Annotated in this window: 23 protein-coding genes and 1 tRNA gene; 8 read left to right on the forward strand and 16 right to left on the reverse strand. The window is 28.1% G+C overall.

What is annotated here, in order from left to right:
- Positions 1-98: 98 nt before the first annotated feature.
- From I4V63_RS14730 to I4V63_RS14750, 5 genes are all read right to left on the reverse strand, one after another.
- Positions 99-797 carry a response regulator transcription factor gene (locus I4V63_RS14730; RefSeq protein ID WP_196001988.1) on the reverse strand — a complete coding sequence of 233 codons (699 nt, stop codon included), beginning with the start codon at positions 795-797 and terminating at the stop codon, positions 99-101.
- Positions 784-2313, reverse strand: coding sequence for a DUF4118 domain-containing protein (locus I4V63_RS14735; protein WP_196001989.1), 1530 nt, complete (start codon positions 2311-2313; stop codon positions 784-786). The genes I4V63_RS14730 and I4V63_RS14735 overlap by 14 nt, the downstream gene beginning before the upstream one ends.
- A 167-nt stretch (positions 2314-2480) precedes the next feature.
- Positions 2481-3086 (reverse strand): hypothetical protein, encoded by a 606-nt coding sequence (locus I4V63_RS14740; protein WP_196001990.1) that lies wholly within the window; start codon positions 3084-3086, stop codon positions 2481-2483.
- A gap of 300 nt (positions 3087-3386) precedes the next feature.
- On the reverse strand, positions 3387-3566 hold the full coding sequence (locus I4V63_RS14745; RefSeq protein ID WP_243280526.1) for a hypothetical protein: 180 nt from the start codon (positions 3564-3566) through the stop codon (positions 3387-3389).
- Between the two features lie 250 nt (positions 3567-3816).
- Positions 3817-4041, reverse strand: coding sequence for a hypothetical protein (locus I4V63_RS14750; RefSeq protein WP_196001991.1), 225 nt, complete (start codon positions 4039-4041; stop codon positions 3817-3819).
- A 336-nt stretch (positions 4042-4377) separates the two neighbouring features.
- Here I4V63_RS14750 and I4V63_RS15485 point away from each other — a divergent pair, with 336 nt between their 5' ends.
- The gene (locus I4V63_RS15485; protein WP_207746577.1) at positions 4378-4575 is read left to right on the forward strand and encodes a hypothetical protein; all 198 of its coding nucleotides are present in this window, start codon (positions 4378-4380) and stop codon (positions 4573-4575) included.
- A gap of 83 nt (positions 4576-4658) precedes the next feature.
- Here the strand turns inward: I4V63_RS15485 and I4V63_RS15970 are convergent, their stop codons facing one another.
- The 3 genes from I4V63_RS15970 to I4V63_RS14770 all read right to left on the reverse strand — a co-directional run bounded on the left by I4V63_RS15970 (position 4659) and on the right by I4V63_RS14770 (position 7868).
- Positions 4659-5459 carry a MurR/RpiR family transcriptional regulator gene (locus I4V63_RS15970; RefSeq protein ID WP_196001992.1) on the reverse strand — a complete coding sequence of 267 codons (801 nt, stop codon included), beginning with the start codon at positions 5457-5459 and terminating at the stop codon, positions 4659-4661.
- A gap of 259 nt (positions 5460-5718) precedes the next feature.
- The gene (locus tag I4V63_RS14765) at positions 5719-6372 is read right to left on the reverse strand and encodes an N-acetylmannosamine-6-phosphate 2-epimerase (protein WP_347707740.1); all 654 of its coding nucleotides are present in this window, start codon (positions 6370-6372) and stop codon (positions 5719-5721) included.
- Between the two features lie 5 nt (positions 6373-6377).
- A complete protein-coding gene (locus I4V63_RS14770; RefSeq protein WP_196001993.1) occupies positions 6378-7868 on the reverse strand; it encodes a PTS transporter subunit EIIC in 1491 nt (496 codons plus the stop codon).
- A gap of 605 nt (positions 7869-8473) precedes the next feature.
- Between I4V63_RS14770 and I4V63_RS14775 the strand changes: the two genes are divergently transcribed.
- Complete coding sequence (locus I4V63_RS14775) at positions 8474-8701, forward strand: hypothetical protein (protein WP_207746578.1); 228 nt, start codon at positions 8474-8476, stop codon at positions 8699-8701.
- Positions 8702-9075: 374 nt separating this feature from the next.
- Here the strand turns inward: I4V63_RS14775 and rlmH are convergent, their stop codons facing one another.
- From rlmH to I4V63_RS14805, 6 genes are all read right to left on the reverse strand, one after another.
- Positions 9076-9555 carry a 23S rRNA (pseudouridine(1915)-N(3))-methyltransferase RlmH gene (gene rlmH / locus I4V63_RS14780; RefSeq protein WP_196001995.1) on the reverse strand — a complete coding sequence of 160 codons (480 nt, stop codon included), beginning with the start codon at positions 9553-9555 and terminating at the stop codon, positions 9076-9078.
- Positions 9556-9595: 40 nt separating this feature from the next.
- Positions 9596-10081 (reverse strand): Hsp20 family protein, encoded by a 486-nt coding sequence (locus tag I4V63_RS14785; RefSeq protein WP_196001996.1) that lies wholly within the window; start codon positions 10079-10081, stop codon positions 9596-9598.
- Positions 10082-10210: 129 nt separating this feature from the next.
- Entirely contained in the window at positions 10211-10708 is a 498-nt protein-coding gene (locus tag I4V63_RS14790) for an SEC-C metal-binding domain-containing protein (protein WP_196001997.1), read from the reverse strand.
- A gap of 77 nt (positions 10709-10785) precedes the next feature.
- Positions 10786-10938: a CxxH/CxxC protein gene (locus I4V63_RS14795; RefSeq protein WP_196001998.1), complete on the reverse strand. Its 153-nt coding sequence runs from the start codon at positions 10936-10938 to the stop codon at positions 10786-10788.
- A 33-nt stretch (positions 10939-10971) separates the two neighbouring features.
- Positions 10972-11763, reverse strand: a complete 792-nt coding sequence (locus I4V63_RS14800) for an MBL fold metallo-hydrolase (RefSeq protein ID WP_196001999.1) — start codon at positions 11761-11763, stop codon at positions 10972-10974.
- 17 nt (positions 11764-11780) lie between these two features.
- Positions 11781-13040 carry a UDP-N-acetylglucosamine 1-carboxyvinyltransferase gene (locus tag I4V63_RS14805; protein ID WP_196002000.1) on the reverse strand — a complete coding sequence of 420 codons (1260 nt, stop codon included), beginning with the start codon at positions 13038-13040 and terminating at the stop codon, positions 11781-11783.
- 291 nt (positions 13041-13331) lie between these two features.
- Between I4V63_RS14805 and I4V63_RS14810 the strand changes: the two genes are divergently transcribed.
- From I4V63_RS14810 to I4V63_RS14825, 4 genes are all read left to right on the forward strand, one after another.
- Positions 13332-13859, forward strand: coding sequence for a hypothetical protein (locus I4V63_RS14810; protein WP_196002001.1), 528 nt, complete (start codon positions 13332-13334; stop codon positions 13857-13859).
- A gap of 174 nt (positions 13860-14033) precedes the next feature.
- On the forward strand, positions 14034-14486 hold the full coding sequence (locus I4V63_RS14815) for a dUTP diphosphatase (RefSeq protein ID WP_196002002.1): 453 nt from the start codon (positions 14034-14036) through the stop codon (positions 14484-14486).
- Between the two features lie 111 nt (positions 14487-14597).
- Positions 14598-15029, forward strand: coding sequence for a DMT family transporter (locus I4V63_RS14820; RefSeq protein WP_196002003.1), 432 nt, complete (start codon positions 14598-14600; stop codon positions 15027-15029).
- Between the two features lie 69 nt (positions 15030-15098).
- Positions 15099-16298, forward strand: coding sequence for a S8 family serine peptidase (locus I4V63_RS14825; protein WP_196002004.1), 1200 nt, complete (start codon positions 15099-15101; stop codon positions 16296-16298).
- Between the two features lie 29 nt (positions 16299-16327).
- Here the strand turns inward: I4V63_RS14825 and I4V63_RS14830 are convergent, their stop codons facing one another.
- Entirely contained in the window at positions 16328-17455 is a 1128-nt protein-coding gene (locus I4V63_RS14830; RefSeq protein ID WP_196002005.1) for a peptidoglycan DD-metalloendopeptidase family protein, read from the reverse strand.
- A gap of 244 nt (positions 17456-17699) precedes the next feature.
- Here I4V63_RS14830 and I4V63_RS14835 point away from each other — a divergent pair, with 244 nt between their 5' ends.
- Positions 17700-18698: a DnaD domain protein gene (locus I4V63_RS14835; RefSeq protein ID WP_196002006.1), complete on the forward strand. Its 999-nt coding sequence runs from the start codon at positions 17700-17702 to the stop codon at positions 18696-18698.
- Complete coding sequence (locus I4V63_RS14840; RefSeq protein WP_196002007.1) at positions 18691-19671, forward strand: ATP-binding protein; 981 nt, start codon at positions 18691-18693, stop codon at positions 19669-19671. Before I4V63_RS14835 ends, I4V63_RS14840 begins: the two co-directional genes overlap by 8 nt.
- Before the next feature lie 223 nt (positions 19672-19894).
- Here the strand turns inward: I4V63_RS14840 and I4V63_RS14845 are convergent.
- Positions 19895-19969: transfer RNA gene (locus I4V63_RS14845), tRNA-Thr, on the reverse strand.
- Between the last annotated feature and the right edge of the window lie 64 nt (positions 19970-20033).

Genomic DNA, 20033 nt, shown 5'->3' on the forward strand with positions numbered 1-20033 from the left:
AGCTGACTCCTGTAAAATACAGAAATCAGCTTTTAGTGGCTTAGCCCCTTTTTTTTAATGTCCTTGACATAGGGTCCACTTTAATTAAAAATCAGTCTTTATTCATCCACTAATCTATATCCAACACCTATTTCTGTAATTATGTATCTAGGTTTAGCAGGAACATCTTCAATTTTTCTCCTAAGTCCAGCCATTAATGCTCTAAGAGCTTGTGTATCTGAACCATAATTTACCCCCCAAATCTCTTTTAAAATTACTGATGTTGTAATTACCTTTCCAGCATTTTTTGCAAGTAAAGTTATTAAACTATACTCATTGGGAGTTAAATGTATTTTTTCTCCTTTAATAAAAACAATTCTCTTTTCAAAATCTACAATTAACTCCCCTACTGAAAAACATGTTTGTACAGCATTTATACTATTTTTATGTAAATGTCTAATTGCAACTCTAATGCGTGCTAATAATTCTGATGCTGAAAAAGGTTTAGTTATATAATCATCTGCTCCTGTATCTAGAGCAAGCACCTTATCTTTATCTTGATCCCTAGCTGATACTACTATAATTGGTACCTCTGACCACTCTCTTATTTTTTCTATAACTTCAATTCCATCAAAATCAGGTAATCCTAAATCTAATATAATTAAATCTATTTTCTCGCTAACCATTATACTTAATGCACTTTCTGCATTACATTCACTAAATAATCTATACCCTTCCTTTTGTATTATATACTTAATAAAATTTCGTATTTGATAATCATCTTCTACAACTAAAATACTTTCATTATAATTTTTCATATTTTCCCTCCATTGGAAGTGTAAATCTAAAAATTGCTCCACTTTTATCTTTTCTATTTTCAGCTATAATATTACCCCCATGTGCATTAATAATTGCTTGACATATATTTAGTCCTAATCCAATACCATGCTGTCCATCAGTAATACCATTATCAGAAGTATAAAACATTTTAAATATATTAGGTAAATCCTTTTTTGAAATACCTTCTCCATTATCTACAACTGATATTTCAATTTTTTTCTCCATATCTATTATTTGGGCTTCAATAATAATTTCATTACTTGTTTTTGAATGTTTCATTGCATTATCTAAAAGATTTATAATTACTTGTGTAATTAACTTGGCATCTACCAGTATTAATATTATCTCCTCTGGTATATTAACTATAATTTCAAATTTTGATGTCCTTCGTGAAAAATGATTAATCGCACTTCCAATAAGGTCATCTAAAGCTTCGTATTCCTTATTTAAAATCAATTTTCCTTCTTGTAACTTTGTTAAACTCAAAATATTTTCTACTAATGAATGTAACCAATCTGCATCTTTATATATTCCTAAAGCTAATTCAAATACTTCTGTGTTTTTTTCTGTCATATCCATTAAAATTTCTGTAGTTCCCATTATTCCAGAAAGAGGGGTTCTTAAATCATGTGAAATGGCTCTTAATAAATTACTTCTATATCGTTCTTGAATCATTTCTTCTTTTGATTTAATACGTGCTCTAGATTCTCTTAATCTCTCCATAGCTAATGCTGTACTATCTAGCATTGTAAGAAGTAACTTTATTTGTGATTGATTTAACTTATCAGATATTTCTTTAGGAATTCTTAAAACTCCTAAAATTGCTTCTCTTCCATAGATTGGCCAATCGCAAAATTCTTCTCCTTTATAATAATTTCCTTTTAAATTTTCTATGTTATATTTAATTTTATTAACATCATCAACTTCTCTATAAATTTGTTTATCACTATTAATTTTCTGAATAAATACTCTCTCTGGCATTCCATTTTCATCAAAACAAAGGCACCCTATTTTATAAGAAATTATCTCACTAATTGTTCCAACTGCAATACTTGCAATATCATTCATTTCATTAGCTTCTATTAGTCTATTAGTTAACTTATATAACGCTCTAGTTTCTGTCTCTCTTCTATCTGCTTCAATCGCATTTTCCTTAATTTTAGAGGTCATAGCACTAGTAATAATAGATGTTATTGTCATAATAATAAAAGTTATTATGTAGCCAGAATCATCAACATCAAATGTATAATGTGGTGTAGTAAAAAAATAATTATAAACAAAAGTCGATATTATAGAAGAAATTATTCCATATATATATCCCGATGTTAACCTAGAAGACAGTAAAACAAATAATATATATACTATTACTATATTAGTTTCTGAAAATCCTAATATTCTAAACAAATATCCTATTAAAGATGCTAATATTAAAAATAAGCTTACTAAAAAAAGTGATTTAATCTTATCATTTATAGTATTTTCTACTTTAATCATTGTTTTTCACCTTATACCTATAACAATATTTATTATTTAACTATATATACTTCTATATCTATTACAAATTTAAATAAAAATAGCCTTATAGTAATGATATCACTACCTAAGAATATTAAACTCATTTACTTATGGTACGGTTCTCCGTATCACCTCTAAATGAGGTTTTATTTATTATTTTTAACTACCCAAAAACATACGTCTACATCTACACCAAAAGCTTGTCCGGCAGTTACATTAAAATTTTTTATTTCATATCTTTCTCTTGAAAATTCTTTTCTTATTATATAATCTAAGTTCTCAACTAACATCTTGCTATTTTCTATATTTGATGTATGCTTGTCTATCAACCTATAATATTTCACATAATCTTTGAATTCTTTGTTAGGCACTGCTTTAATATGAGTAGCTATTATTATTTCATATTGGTTTACTCCATTAATAACTAATTTACTATTTTTATCGAAATCCTTATTTATTGCATTTATATAACCACTCATATCAACTGAATCAAATGTATACATAGATTTTAATTCTATTATATCTTTAATTTGATTATTTTCAATTATTGCTAAATCTATTCTAGATTTTATTCCACTTGGATTATACTCTTTAGAAATAATATAATTATTATATTTACTATATAGCTCATATGCAATTCTATCTCTTATTAGCAATTCATTTTTACCTGTCATTGAAAGATATGCTAATTCATTCTTCCTAAAAGAACTCATACTTTCATTTATTACTTCAACTAAACTATCAATATTCATTCTTAAAATCTCCTTTATTGATTCTATAATCTATTATATAGCAACATCTAAATTCAATACACTGATTCCAATGTTTCTCAACATAAAAGAAGAAGGAGTACCCTCTATAGATACTCCTTCTTCTTTACTTATATAGTCTACTAGACTATCATTTATTTTTAGTTTTATTGAATCTATTTCTCTTGCTTCATTTATAGTTATTTCTATTATTTATTCTCACTTACGTGTATATGTATGAGTAACTATCTTTTACAGGTATTAGCTTTATTACATACTTTCCTTCTTCAAGCTCTATGTATACTAGAGTTTCTTTATCATAACTACAACTTTATTGAACTCTTCTATCAATGTAAATTGAATATAATTAAGTTCTTCTTGTAATTTCTTTAGGTCTATTAACTTCCTATCATTCATTTCAATTATTAACTTTCTAGGATTCCATTGGTTAGATAACCTTCCATCATAGAAATCGAACCTCATTACCCCAAGAAGTTCTTTACTATCATACTGAAAATATTTATATTTGCTTAACTTCTTCACCTTCTATAATTGTTAATATTACCCAGGGAATAATATAGTTGAACATATTTCTTTATCTACTTATCATTACTAGTTTTTATAGTCATCTTTCCAACTCTTATTACACCTACACATAGAATTCTCTTGACCCCCTTTTACCTCCCTATAACAGAAAAAGTCTTAATCACTATCCTTATAGCAATTAAGACTTTTAGATTTTATTTATTTCTTGTTTTAACATTTCAATGAATTCTTCTGAAAATACTTTCTCTCTTATTGATTCTTTTATTAGTTCTAGTTCTGTTACATCAAGACTTCTTGGAATATATATTTCATCACCTCTTCTGGTTGCCTTGTAGACACAGAATCTTACTTCATCATTAATTAATAATACTTCACTATAAGATGTATCTACTGATATTAACTCACCTCTCACACTTATATCAAAAGCATCTTATTTTTCATAAGCTATGTCTCCAGTTTATGAATTACTAACCTCAATATTTTCCTTTTATATATAAAACAGCTCCAATTTGAAATAATTCAAATTGGAGCTGTAAAACTTAATGAAAATCTAGAAATAATATCAGAATTTACTGAACTTCTAAGAAATATAAAGTTCAGTAAATTATCTACATTATTATTATTACCTAGTAAATATATTGATGTTTAAAAACATACATCTAAACTGTTTAATCTTCAAAAAAGGAAAAATAAATTAGATTAAAAACTGCTGTTGAAATGTTAAACATAGATTTTGAAGATAATTTCCATGATGCCTTTTATGATGCACTTTATACATATAAAAGTTTTAAAGAAATTTACAATCCATAAATCTAAAGTTAAACTCGATACTGATGTTTTATTTAAACAATTTAGTAAAATGTATAATAAAGAGATAAGCAATGAAGAAGAATCCATTATAAAAACTGCTTACAATATGGTAAAGACTAGCCAATTTTTAAAATAGTTTTATATTCTAATATATATTGGGATCATTAAGATAAAATGAGATGTCGCACAATAAAAATGGCTTTTGCGACACCTCCTTTATTAATTATTAATAATCGCATTAATAGTGGTTTGCATCTTATTACTTAATTCAACGTCTTTTAATAATACCATACATATTAAATCAAGGAGATACATGGCAGAAAATTGTGTATTAATAAATTTACTTCTATCTACAAAATTAGGATTATAAACTATAAACTTTATATCTGCATACTTGCTTATACTACTTCCTTCAAATCCAGTAATAGATACTACCTTTGCCCCATTTTCCTTAGATTTTCTTAAAGAGTGTATTACTTCTTGTGTTTCTCCTGAAATAGATATACCTATAACTAAATCATTTTCTGAGACAATAGAGCTATTTATAATCATCATATGAGAGTCTGAAATGCAATGTATATTAAATCCCATTCTCAAAAGTCTTTGCATCATTTCTTCACCTGTTAATCCTGAACTACCAACCCCATAAATATAGATATTCTTAGCTTTTTTTATTTCATTTACTACTTTAAATATTTCTTCTTTATTTATTAACATCTTAGTTCTTTCTATAACTTCGTTATAATATTGATATGTATATGAGAAAATTCCCTCTTCATCATTTATGGGTAATTCCAGTTTATTTGCTCCAAGCTTTATTTTCATATCTACAAAGCTATCACATCCGATTTTTTTAGAAAATCTTGTTATTGTTGCTCCTGATGTTCCTATTTCTTTAGCTAAATCAGTGATATTTATATTTTTTATTTTATCACCATGTTGCATAATATAGTCTGCTATATCTTTTTCTTTGCCAGAAAACTCACTATATTTTCTTTGTACCTCGCATAAAATATCCACTTAATATCCCCCGCATTCTAATATATATATTAGTCTTCTTATATATAACCCTAACTATTTTAACTGAACATAATTAAAGTATTTACTCAAAAATATAAAATATATGACTTCAATTACATAACTATATCTAAAGATATAAAGTAATCAATTGATCTTTCCAATAATAATGTTAAAACATTATTTGAAGTATATATATTAGAATAACATTAAAGTACGCTAAATAAAAGAGGTAGATATTTGCGTCTCTACCTCACAAGTATTATAATACTTTTAAAATTTCATCATTGAATTTCTTTGTTATTAATTGTGGCCTTGTTATTGCACTACCAACTACAACAGCACATGCTCCCTTTTCTAAAGCAAGCCTTGCCTTTTCAGGAGTATCGAAGTTTCCTTCTGCTATTACTTCTGATTTACAGTCCTTTATTAAAGCTTCTAACACTTCAAAGTTATTCATTTCCTTAGAATGCTCTGTATATCCAACTAAGGTAGTCCCAACATAATGGAATCCTAATTCTCCAGCCCTTAAACCTTCTTCTATAGTTGATATATCTGCCATAAATTTTTGTGAAGGATACTTTTTAAATATCTCCTTTAAAAATTCTTCATCTTGATTTATTGTAGCATCTAAAGCTATAATATCAACTCCAACTTCAACAAGTTCACCAACTTCCTTCATTGTTGGAGTTATATATGGTTTCATATTTTCATAATCTATTTTTATTATACCTATTACAGGTAAATCAACTTCTTTTTTTATAGCTACAATATCTTGAATGCCATTGGCTCTTATACCTATAGCTCCACCTTCCTTAGCCGCTACAGCCATTCTACTCATTATATAAGAGCTGTGTAGTGGTTCATTTGCTAGTGCTTGACATGATACGATTAATCCTCTATCTATTACTTTCACTCTTATTACTCTCTCCCTATAATTTCATTTATTTTTTGCTTTAGTGGATCTGCTTTTGCTCCAAATATTGCTTGAATTCCGCCTTTAACTTCTAAAACAGCAGTTGCTCCTAAAGCTTTAATTCTATCTTTATCTACTTTACTTACATCTTTTACAGCTACTCTTAATCTTGTTATACATGCATCAACGTCATCTAAATTTTCTTTTCCACCTAATGCTTCTAAAATTTGAGAGGCTGTTTCATTCATGCTATCCTTTGTGATAACTTTTACTTCTTCACTTTCTTCTTCTCTACCTGGAGTCATAACATTAAACTTAGTTATTAGGAATCTAAATGTGAAATAATATAATGCAAACCAAATTACTCCTATTATTAATAAATATACCCAATTTGTTTTTTCGTTACCTTGAAGAACTCCAAATAATGTGAAATCTATTAATCCACCGGAGAATGTATTACCAATTGATATATTTAGTATATCTGATATAAAGAATGATAATCCATCAAAGAATGCATGGATTACATATAACCATGGTGCAACGAATAAGAACATAAATTCAATTGGTTCAGTTATACCAGTAACAAATGATGTTATTGCTGCTCCTAAGAATAAACCACCAACTAATTTTCTCCTTGCTTTAGGTACACAATGATACATAGCTAAACATGCTCCTGGTAATCCAAACATCATTGTTGCAAAACGTCCGGCAAAGAATCTTGTTCCTTCTGTAAATAATCCAGTATGATTTGGATCAGCTAATTGTGCAAAGAATATATTTTGGGCTCCTGTAACTGTTTGACCTGCAACTGTTGCAACTCCACCTAATTCTGTATACCAGAATAATGGGTAAATCATGTGATGTAATCCAATTGCACCTGTCAATCTTAATAAGAATCCATATAAGAAAGTTCCTATTGGCCCTAATCCAGCTATTGCATTCCCTGCTGAAACTAACCAACCTTGGAATGTTGGCCATATTAAGAAGAAGATAGCTCCAATAAAAATTGCTGAGAATGAAGAAACTATTGGTACAAATCTTGATCCTCCAAAGAATCCTAAAACCGCTGGTAATTGAATGTTTCCATATTTATTATGAAGATATGATACCGTTAATCCAATTACTATAGCTCCAACAACACCTGTATCAATTGATTCAACTGCTGGGTTAAAAGCAGTAATCATTCCTTTTATTGAAGCATTCATAACTAAAAATGAAACTGCACCTGCAAGTCCTGCAGTACCTTTATCTTTTTTAGCAAGACCTACAGAAAGACCTATACACATAATAAGTGCTAAATTAGAAAATATTATATCTCCTGCAGATGACATAATTGAGAGAATTCCTTGCAACCAAGAAACATTTAAGAATGGATAAGCTTGTACAGTATTAGGATTTGATAATGCTCCTCCTATACCAAGTAGTAAACCAGCTGCTGGTAATATAGCAATTGGTAACATAAAAGACTTTCCAATTTTTTGTAATTGTTTAAACATTTATATGCCTCCCTTATTATCGAAAATTATTTTTACCCTTTACTTTTTTTGAAAATATTTTTCTTCTGAATACATTTACATAATATCATGAAAATAATTTTAATTCAATTATTTTTATTAAAATTTTTTTCAATATTTTTTATACCTTTTATTGTTACATTTTTCTATTATTCTGAAAAATAAAAGGGAGTGTTTCAAAAGCAACTAGCCGAATAAAAGGGGAAAGGTGGATTTAATAGAATCCACTTTTTTACATAAACTTAAATCATGAAACTATTCAGTTTATATAATATTAATCAACAATTAGTATTACTAATATAAACAGAAATTATGATACCAAAAAATGATTCTGTTAGATTGCTAAGAACAGTATCGGAGGGAATAGATTATTCTGAATTATATAATGTATACTCTGCAAATGGTAGAAATCCAGTAATCTAGCCAAAAACTCTTTTTTATTGTATTCTATTTATACAAACTTAAATGATATTCACAGTTCACGAGAGGTAGAAAAGGCATGTAAAAGAGATATAAATAACTATCGTATTTTTGATGATAAAAATATCGCATGGTTAAGAGGTTTGTAATGTTTGAGAAAATGCGGTATGAGTATTAAAGATATGAAATTATATATGAATCATTGTATAGAAGGTCCATCTACAATTCCTCAAAGAAAAGAAATGCTTAATAAGTCAAGAAAATCTTTATTGAAAAAAGTCAATGAACTTAATGAATATATTGACTTTATTGATAATAAACAATCTTTCTACAATGATGTATTAAACGGAAAAACAAAATATATAAGCAACTTAATTGATATAGAAAATACCTAAATTTAATAAAGATATTTTAATTAAATTATTATTAGTAAGAGGTTTTTCAACCTAAGAAACTTCTACTGTTAAGTGTTAAAAGCACTCTTAATTTACTTCATCTTACGTCAATATATTTTATACAAAAAGTCAAACTTTTTTATGCTACACTTTTAGCTAATACTTTTTTATTTATGTTAACTTGTCTAACTAAGCTAATAGTGTAGCCTTTTATGTTATACCAATCCTCAATGTATTTTTAATATAATAATGTTAACTTCTTAAAAATACAATATATTATATAAATATTCCTTTTTATTGAAAAGTGGAACTATTCTATATAATCATTAGATACTCCCTTTATCTATCATATCCAATTTTAGTAAAAAGCTAACTTATTTATGATACGGTTCATTCTTCATTATTCTAAAAGCTCTATAAATTTGCTCAAGTAACATTACTCTAAACAATTGGTGAGGGAAGGTCATTTTAGAAAAACACACCTTATAATTAGCTCTTTTTATTACATCCTGAGATAACCCCAAGCTACCACCTATAACAAAAGTTATGTTTGAATTACCCATAACCCCTTGAGTCTCAATAAACTTTGAGAACTCTTCAGAGGTCATTTGTTTAGCATTTAAATCCATTGCTATAACAAACATATTATCCTTTATCTTAGATAAAATAAGCTGTCCTTCTTTATCCTTAATTTGAAGCTCTTCCTTTTCAGATGCATTATCAGGCGTTTTCTCATCTGGAAGTTCTATAATATCAATTTTACAATATCTAGTTAATCTTTTAGAATATTCATCAATAGCCTGCTTCAAATATTTTTCCTTTAGTTTTCCTACAGAAATAACTGTTATATTCATCACTTTCTCCTCCTAAGTAAAACATTTCAAAATTTATTCATTATTCCTTGAAAGCATCAACATCAACGATAGTAGTATCCTTACTTATATACGTACTCTTAGGTATTAATACATTCAGAGTGTCATTTTTAAAAACAGCCCTAATTCCACTAGGGTCTGCATTTTCTACATAATAGTCCTCATTTACATCTCCGCCAGCTTGAACTATAGCTACAGCTATATTCTGATTATTACTATAAAACATATTTCTCTTAACTTGTAGAGTAATATAATTATTATCATACTCCAAGCTAATATTCTCCTTCTTAGTTCCAGGCAAATAGCATTGAATAGTATACCCTCTCTTATGCTCTTTAAATTGTACCTCAACCGGGGCCATATTATCTATATTTTTCACTAAATTATCCATGAAATCACTATTAACAATATTATTTACAACATTATCTACTATATTATCAATTACATTCATATTATTAGCTATAGTATTAAAAGTAGTTGAAAATATATATGGAAATATATTAAGCATATAAGCACCTCCAAATAAATAATTATGCTATTATAATTTATTTATCTAGACTGCTATTTGACACTAAATCATTCTTTCATTAATGCAAAAAAGAGCTTTGATATCAAAGCTCTTTTAAATAAGTAGAAATTACTTTCCACAACACTTCTTATATTTTTTTCCGCTTCCGCATGGGCAAGCATCGTTTCTTCCAACTTTGTTTTCATTTCTTACACTACAAGATTCTCTGTATGCCTTTTGAATTTCTCTTCTCTTTTCAGGTGAGAATATAGCATCCCATTGTGGTAAGTTGTATAGATATTCAGCCTTAGCTTCTAACATATTAAAGAATAGTTTTTCTAAGTTTATATCTAATACTACTTCATCATTTGAATTTAAAGATTCTAAATCATATTGATTATTTAAACTATCATTGATTCCGTCAACAAATCCCATTATGAATTCTTCTGAAGTTTCATACTTCTTAGCAAAATCTGCAATTGTAATCTTTATAGTTTCTTTGCTATTAGCTAATAAATCCTTATATATAGCAGTTTCAATCTTAGTATATTCATTCCAGAAAGCTGCTTCCCCTTTAGTCTTAACGTATTCTACGACCATATCTGTCCATTGTTTATATAAACTCATATTCATTTCTCCTCTTTCTTCTCTACGATTATATAAAAATTATACTAAATATTATGTACATTTTTCAACATATAATATTAAGCCATTTTGACTTCATATTTAGCTTCTTTTTCACAATATGTACATTTGAATCCTGTAATTTTATTAATTACAGGAAATGTTTCTTTTCCATCTATAACTTCATCCATTGCTTCATCCATATGTTCTTCACATGCATATAATTTTTCCATATTTTCCACCTTCTACTTTAATAAATTAATATTTTATAAAGTAATAAATTTACTTGGATTATGTCTATTGGCTAAACTTAAATCTAAATCTGAACCAACTTTAATACCATTAGCAGTTAGTATATCTCTTACTGTAAGCTCTGCTAACTCTGGAGTATTATTAGTATTACTTAAATGACCTAGGATAATATTTTTTCCTAAGCCATTTTTTAATATTTTAACAATTGCTTCCCCACAATCTTCGTTAGATAAATGACCATATGCTTCTTTTATTCTTTGCTTCAAGCTATAAGGGTATGGACCAAAGTCTAGCATTCCAGGATTATAATTACTTTCAATTAAAATAACATCTGAATCTTTGATATTATCTTCAATCTCCTTTGTAAAAGTCCCAAAATCTGTTGCTACACTAGCTCTCTTATCATTAACATTGATTGTATATCCTACTGGTGATGCTGCATCATGTGGAATAATAAAGGATTTAACTTCTATATCCTTTATTGCCACTATTGATCTTCTATCCATAACCTTTATATTATGCTCTTTTATCTTTCCAATGATTCTTTCCATTTCGACCCAAGTATCTTGTGGTGCATAAATAGGTATATCATACTTTCTAGATAAAACTCCCACACCTTTAATGTGATCGATATGCTCATGAGTTATAAAAATTCCATCTATTTCACTTGGATTTTGCCCAATTTGCTTTAACGCTTCATCGATTTTCTTTCCAGGTAATCCAGCATCAATTAAAATTTTAGCTTTTTCTGAACCTACAAAAATACTATTTCCACTACTTCCACTATATAATGAGCAAAAATTCATTTAAAATTCCCCCAAGTTTATTTCTCTATTCTTCTTATATCTGCACCTAATGATCTGAACTTATCTTCAATATGAGGGTATCCTCTATCAATATGCTCTATCTCAGAAATTTCAGTTTCTCCCCTAGCAACTAAACCAGCTATAACCATAGCTGCTCCAGCTCTTAAGTCTGTAGCAATAACCTTAGCTCCATTTAATGATTCAACACCATCTATGATAGCAGTTCTGCCTTCAACCTCTATTTCAGCTCCCATTTTCTTTAACTCATCAGTATGCTTATGTCTATTTTCCCAAATACTTTCTGCAATTAAGCTTCTTCCATTAGTAATGCTTAATAAAGTTGACATAGGCTGTTGTACATCTGTTGGGAACCCTGGATATGGTGCGGTCTTAACACTAACACCTTTTAAAGGTTTATCAACAGTAACTCTTACGCTATCATCACCTTCTTCAACTATAGCTCCCATTTCCATAAGTTTAGCTGAGATAGACTCTAAATGCTTTGGAATTACATTCTTTATAGTTATATCTCCCTTTGTAGCAGCTGCTGCTATCATGAAAGTCCCAGCTTCAATTTGGTCTGGTATAACGCTATAATTGCATCCTACTAACTTATTAACTCCTCTTACTCTTATAACATCTGTTCCAGCACCTTTAACATCAGCACCCATAGTATTTAAGAAGTTAGCTACATCTACTACATGTGGTTCTTTAGCAACATTTTCTAATATGGTTGTTCCTTCTGCCATAGTTGCTGCAATCATTACATTTATTGTAGCTCCAACTGAAACTACATCAAAGAAAATATTAGCTGCATGTAAATTTTCAGCGTTAACACTTACAGCTCCATCTTCTATAACAACTTCAGCTCCTAAGGCTTCAAATCCTTTTATATGTTGATCTATAGGTCTTACTCCTATAGGACATCCCCCTGGAAGTTCAACTCTAGCCTTTTTAAATCTTGCTAATAAAGCACCTATAAAATAATATGATGCTCTCATTCTTCTTACATCTTCAGTACATGCATTAACTGTTGTAATATCTGAAGCATCAATTTCTAACGTATTACTATTTAATTTATTTACTCTACATCCTAAACTAGCTAATATTCTTTCTAAACAATGTACATCTTCTATATCTGGTATATTATCAATAATACATCTTCCTTCGCTAGCTAAAATAGCTGCCGGCAAAATAGCAACTGCTGCATTCTTAGCTCCGTTAATTTCTACAGCGCCTTGTAATGCTTTGCCTCCATTAATGATTAATGTTTCCATCCTATTCACCCTTATCCAAATTTATATATATTAATTTATCCTATAATATAAAAATTTATCCATTTTTTGTTTTATAAGGTATTTTTTAATTTATCCTTATAATTTTTTAGTCAACACTATTGATTATATCATAAAGTATGCATGAGTTAATAGGGTTTTTTCTTCCAAAATCCCTTATTTTTAAACTTTTCCATGAGTTATTAGCAAATATATAAATTGTCAATTTAAGTTTATGTATGATATAATTTAATATAAAAGTATAATACAAAATTTAACTTGTGAGGTTATAACATGAAATATTATTTGGTAGCACTATTTGATGATGTGTCTTATAAAAACTTAAGTCCGATTCAAAGAAGTTTGTCAAAAAGATTTAGAGCAAATAGGAATTCTCCTATCCCTTATATACCTTTAGAGGTTATAGAAAATCCTAATATAGATAAACTCAATACTGTAATGGATAAAATTCTAAAGCCATATAAAAATTTTAAAGTAGAGCTGTCATCAACTGTAACACTTTGCGATTCAAATAAAACTCTCAACTTAAAAATTGAAAATATAGGATATATAAAAAAATTAGATAGATTAATTGCTGATAACTTAAAACTATATGGTTTTAATGTAAAGGGTGGAAATGATGAATTACATCTTTCTTTAGCTAATATAAATTATCTAAATAAAGATAATAAGAAATTTGATTCAGTTGTTGAGTATAAACCTAGTATTTCAACATTAAAAGTTAATAGAATTGAACTTTGGAAAATTTCTAATAATCGTAGGGAAACTTTAATTCAAACATATCCTTTAAAAACAATTTAATATATTTTTTGTGAATTTAAGGAGCATTTTCTTTAAAATGCTCCTTTTTTTATTGAAACGTATTAAAATTATAATTAAAACTTTATTTTTTTGTATTCGTTTACTGACCTTTTCAAGAATTAATAATTTCTGTAAAATATATTATATTAATCCTAGTAGACAGGGAGGACACTTATGAACATTTTACCAATTGTGGAATTACAAAAAGAAAAAAAACATGGACTTTTAATTAATAAAGATCTCTCACAATACAAATTATGGGCAAGAAAGCATCTTGAACTTCAAGTAAAATTGAGCTCACTTGCAGAAGAAACTAAGTGTTATAAATACTGGATAGATGACGGCTTAAATTTAAATAAAGAAACTGTATTTATCAAATATGCTGATTTTCTTACACATGTAATCAATTTAGGTATAGATAAGCATTATATTGTAAATTATGAAGTAGTACTTAGACCTAACGATTATTGCTTAAGCGATCAATTCTTAAATCTATATATAGATATTAATGATCTAATAATCTCACCTTCTACAGATCATTTCTTTACCCTACTTGAAGACGCTCTTAGTCTTGGAGTAACTTTAGGATATTCAGAAGAAGAAATTTTCAATTCTTTTATATATTAACCTTAAAAAAGCATTAGATGTAATAATAACATACATCTTAATGCTTTTTTTTACAATAAACTTTAATATATTATTGTCTATTTAGGAATACTATACCTGGAGGTGATAATTTTGTTTGGATTAATAAGTGCTATAATCTCAGGTATTTCTATGAGCCTTCAAGGCGTTTTTAATACGAAACTAAGTGAAAAGATAGGCACATGGGAAACAAATACATTTGTTCAGGCTACTGGACTTATTTTATCCTTAATAATACTTTTTTTCTTTAAAGATGGTACATTTAGAGAAATCAAGTCAACTAATAAGCTCTACTTACTTGGCGGGGTGCTCGGAGTTATAATAACATTCACAGTCATGTTAAGTATGAGATCATTAGGCGTAACCGTCGGAACAGCTGTTATTCTAGTAGCTCAAATATCTGCATCAGCCTTAATTGATGCTTTTGGACTATTTGGCACAGAAAAGGTTCCATTTTCAATTCATGAAATTCTTGGAATAGCAATAATGATAGCTGGAATAGTATTATTTAAATGGAAGTTTTAAATTTATTATATTAACAAAAAGCTCCTAAATCATATACTATAGTAATGTGAATAATTTTAGGAGTTTTTTATGTTCTCTTCAACTAAAAAACTAGATCCTAATCTTAAATTTCTTTTAGCATCTAGTAGTATAAAAGATTATCGTATTTTAATACAATATAGAAACTTTCCAGATTCAATTTCAAAAAAAATACGTTCGTATCATGGCAATGTTATAAGAAAAATTGAATCTTGTAATATAATATGTGCTCAATTAAAGGCAAGCTCAATAGAATTATTATTAGAATATCCAGAGGTTAAATATATTTGCTTAGATCAATACTTTACTTTATGTGGTATGAGCATATCAACTGCAAATAAAGTAAGATTATCTTCTAAATTAGATGTACATGGACGTGGCGTTAGTGTAGGTGTTATTGATTCCGGTGTATATCCTCATGGTGACTTAACTTATCCATTTAATAGAATAAGTACTTTTGTTGACTTAATTAATGATTTGCCTTATCCATATGATGATAATGGGCATGGAACTTGTACTTGCGGAATAATTGCTGGTAATGGATTAGCATCTAATAAAATATATACAGGCGTTGCTCCTGAAGTTACTATTCATTGCTTTAAAGCATTTGATAAATTGGGTAAAGGATATGTTTCTGATATTTTATTTTCTCTAGAAGAATTAATTACTATGAGTGATAAATATAATATAAAAGTTATTTGTCTTCCATTTGAAAGCTTATATTATAATAAGTTTATTTTTACACTCTTTGACTCTTTATTGAAAATAGCAAGACTTCAATCAATAATTTGCATACTTCCTAGTGGAAGTAATAAGAATACCGATGGATCAATTACAGGCATTGCATTAAGTAATAATTGCATAACAATTTCTGGAATAGATACAACATCATCAACTATAAAATCCTATGAATATTCATCTTGTGGTGCAGTGAAAAAAGATATAAAACCAAACTTTTGTGCTGCATGTGTGGATGTAGTATCCTTGAATTCAAATACTTCATATATATCTTATAAAAATAATTCTAGAATACATGCTCCTAAATTAGATACTTCATACAAAAGTTTTACTGGTACATCAATCTCTGCTGCATATGTAGCTGGCCTTTGTGCCCTTTTATTTGAACAAAACCCGAATTTTTCATTCGATGATATTTTATCATTACTGAAAGTAGCTTCAGTACCATTAGATCTTCCTAGAAACCAACAAGGTGAAGGTAAAATAGATATAAATAAAGTATTAAAGCCATAAAAAAAACACCTATAAAAGGTGTTTTTTTATTACTCTATATATTTACTTGGATCAACAGGCTCATTATTTACCCTAAGCTCAAAATGTAAATGTGGCCCTGTACTATTACCTGTACTTCCTATTGCTCCAATTATATCACCTTGCTTTACCGTATCCCCTACATTAACATATATATTGCTTAAATGTGCATAATACGTCTTCATATTATTATTATGCTCTAATACAATTAAATTTCCATAGCCGCCATTGTTATATCCAGCTTGAATTACTTTACCCTCCAATGAAGCATTTACATTTGCTCCTAAATCTTTTGCTATATCTATTCCCTTATGAACTGAAGACTTTCTAACTTCTCCAAATAAAGAACTTATATACCCACCTTCAGTTGGCTTTGATAAAAATGCTATACCTGCTTCGTAAGGATTTTTAATACCCTTTTTTACAATAGTATTAACTACTGGAGTAATTATATCTTGCTTTACAGTAGTTTCTTCAGCTTTATTTAATCCATAGTATGTTATCTCTTTGTAAAGTAGATTCTTACCCTCTACCCCCTTAATAGTTTCTGATTCCCCTGCCAATAATTCAGTAGTTTCTTCTATAACTACTTCAGGCTCCACAGTTTCTGTTTCTTTCAAACTAACTTTAAACCTTAGTCCTGCTAAGTCACTATTTATAACTTCTGCATTATATACTTCTTTAGCAATTTCTCCACTTTCACTCAAATTAGATATTCTGTCCTTTTCTGTATCTGAAGTAATTACCCCTAAAACTTCTATATGGTCTATATTATTTACATCTAATCCAAGCTCCTTTACATAGGAATTACAAATTTCTTCTAGAATTGAATACTTATCTTCTATTGAAGAGTAAAAACAAACTGTACTATCCGATACTTTAATATTACGCCCTTGCAAATTAATATTTGTAATTGTGCTTGAATTATTTTTAAATACACTTACTGCACTTAACTTCTCCTCAATATTATCATCATTAACTTCATCATCCGCACTCACTATATTTTTCTCATATATATTATTGTTTTTTGCATTAGTATTTTTATCTGGTACTATAAACATAAAGCTCATAAGCATAACTGTTACTAAAACTAGTATTTTCAACAGTATACTTATGTTATTCTGCTTACTCAAGTCCATCTTTTTACTTCCTCCTAATTGCTAATTTTTTAAGCACATCACTTACTTTTCCCCTCTTTTATAATTTTATACATTTCATTATATAAATTGTTATGTTGAGGGTTAACTTCGCCTTTGTTATAATAAATTTAATGCGTACTATGAATCAGCTTTTTTGTTTATAATTATAGTTGATTACGTTAATGAATATATAGACTGATTAAGTTTAAATTCTAATCAATCTTAAGAAAGGTCGATAAAAATTATGAGCACTTTTATGCTAAAAAACAACTCATCAAATTTTACCCCAGTAAGTAATGTGTTTATTGAAAAATACATGCCAAAAGCTCGTGGAGAATTTATTAAGGTTTATCTGCTAATGTTAAAATATAATAACTCTGGCGAAATGGGTGCAAATTCAACAATACTTGCCTCATCATTAAACCTACTAGAATCAGATATATTGAATGCTCTAAACTATTGGCATGACGAGGGTGTGTTAAGACTCGTACCAATAGATAAAATGGGGAATTATAATGTTGAATTTATAGATTTGGTTGAGGATTCTAAATCAAAAAATAAAGAAATAAATTTACTTGAAGCATTAAATAAAACATCAACAAAAGATATGCTAAATGATATTGAACGCTTATTAGGCAGACCACTATCCCCTAAAGAAATGACTACTTATCTAAGTTGGCAAGATGAATTTAATTTTTCATCTGAATTAATTCTTATATTATTAGAATATTGTGTTTCTCGTGGTAAAAGCGACTATAGATATATAGAAAAAGTCGCTATTGCTTGGCACGACATGAATATAACTACTATTGATGATGCACAAAACTATATAAAGAAGACTGAAGATAAATGGGTAAAAATTCGTCATATATTAAATTATTTAGGAATTAAAAATCCTGAATTAATGAAACCCCAAGAAGAAATGTTAGAAAAATGGATAATTGATTATGCTTTTCCTTTAGAAGTAATAGAAAAGGCTTGTAATATTTGTTTCCAAAGATTAAATCGTTCTGACTTTAAATATATTGATGGTATTTTATCGAGCTGGAACAAAAATAATTTAAAAACTTTAGCTGATATTGAGAAAAAAGAAGCTAGTTATAAATCATCACAAGCCAATAGAAACTTTAACTCCACTAAATCTCAAGAAGTTAATCCTCTTAAATTTAATAACTTTGAGGCTCGCGAATATGACTATGATTCATTAGAAAAGAAATTGTTAGGATGGGATAAAGATGATTAAAGGTTACCAAGCAGAACTTATGGATATGTACGAAAAGACTCGTACTGAAGAAAGCCGTAAATTAGCAAAAAGACGTGAAGAAATTAAAAATAAATATCCTGAAATATTAGACTTAGATACAACTATCCAAAAACTTTGTTTAAATTTATCTATGGCTGCATTAAAAGGTATTACTAATCCAAATGATTTAAATAATATTAAAGATGAAATTACTGATTTAAGAGCTCAAAAATATGAAATGCTTGTATCTCATGGATATAGTCCTGATTATCTAAATTTGCATTATAATTGTACCAAATGTAAAGATACTGGTTTCATAGGAATAGAAAAATGCTCTTGTTTTAAAACTAAATTAATTAAACTTTATTATAAAGATTCAGAATTAGAAGAAGCAGTTAAAACTAATAATTTTAAAAACTTTAATATTAATTTATATCCTAATCATAAATTAAATGATGAAAGATATACACCTCGTAAAAATATCGAGGATATATTAGAGTATATAACTGGGGAATACTTGCCAAACTTTAAAAACACCAATACTAATCTTTTATTCTATGGTAATTCTGGTACAGGTAAAACATTTTTATCTTGGTGTATTGCTAAAGAATTATTAGATAGAGGTTTTCTAGTTGTATATAAGACTTCTGATGATCTTTTACGTGCATTAAAGGATATAAAATTTAATAATGACACAGATTTAGAAAATCTTCTTATTAATTGTGATTTATTAATTATAGATGATTTAGGGTCAGAGCAAATCACTGATTTTTCATCTACAGAATTATTTACATTAATTAATAAAAAAATATTAAAAAATAAAAAAATGCTTATATCTACTAATTTAAGTTTGCCTCTAATTTCAAAAAGATATAGCGAAAGAATATCCTCTAGATTAATTGGCGAATTTAAGCTATTTAAATTTTTTGCAGAAGATATAAGAATTCAACTTAACTTAAAAAGACAAAAATAAAAAACTGTTGCTAAATTAATTTTAAATTTTATAAATAGGATGCCTATAGTGTATCTTATAAAAAATAAATCGTAACTTTTCTTTATAGTGTATTATTATAAAACTCAAAAATACGTAAAAAGAATCTATATTGTATGTATTCTTTTTACGTATTATTTTTTATATAATTTAAAAATGTTAATTTAATTTTAAAAACAAAAAAACTCCACTTTTGTGGAGTTTTTGGAGCTTCATGTCGGAGTCGAACCAACAACCTGCTGATTACAAGTCAGCTGCTCTGCCATTGAGCCAATGAAGCAAATTAAAGTGGCGACTCAGAAGGGGCTCGAACCCTCGACCTCCGGCGTGACAGGCCGGCACTC

Origin of the sequence: Clostridium sp. 1001271B_151109_B4 (assembly GCF_015670405.1) — a bacterium.
Lineage (GTDB): Bacteria > Bacillota > Clostridia > Clostridiales > Clostridiaceae > Clostridium.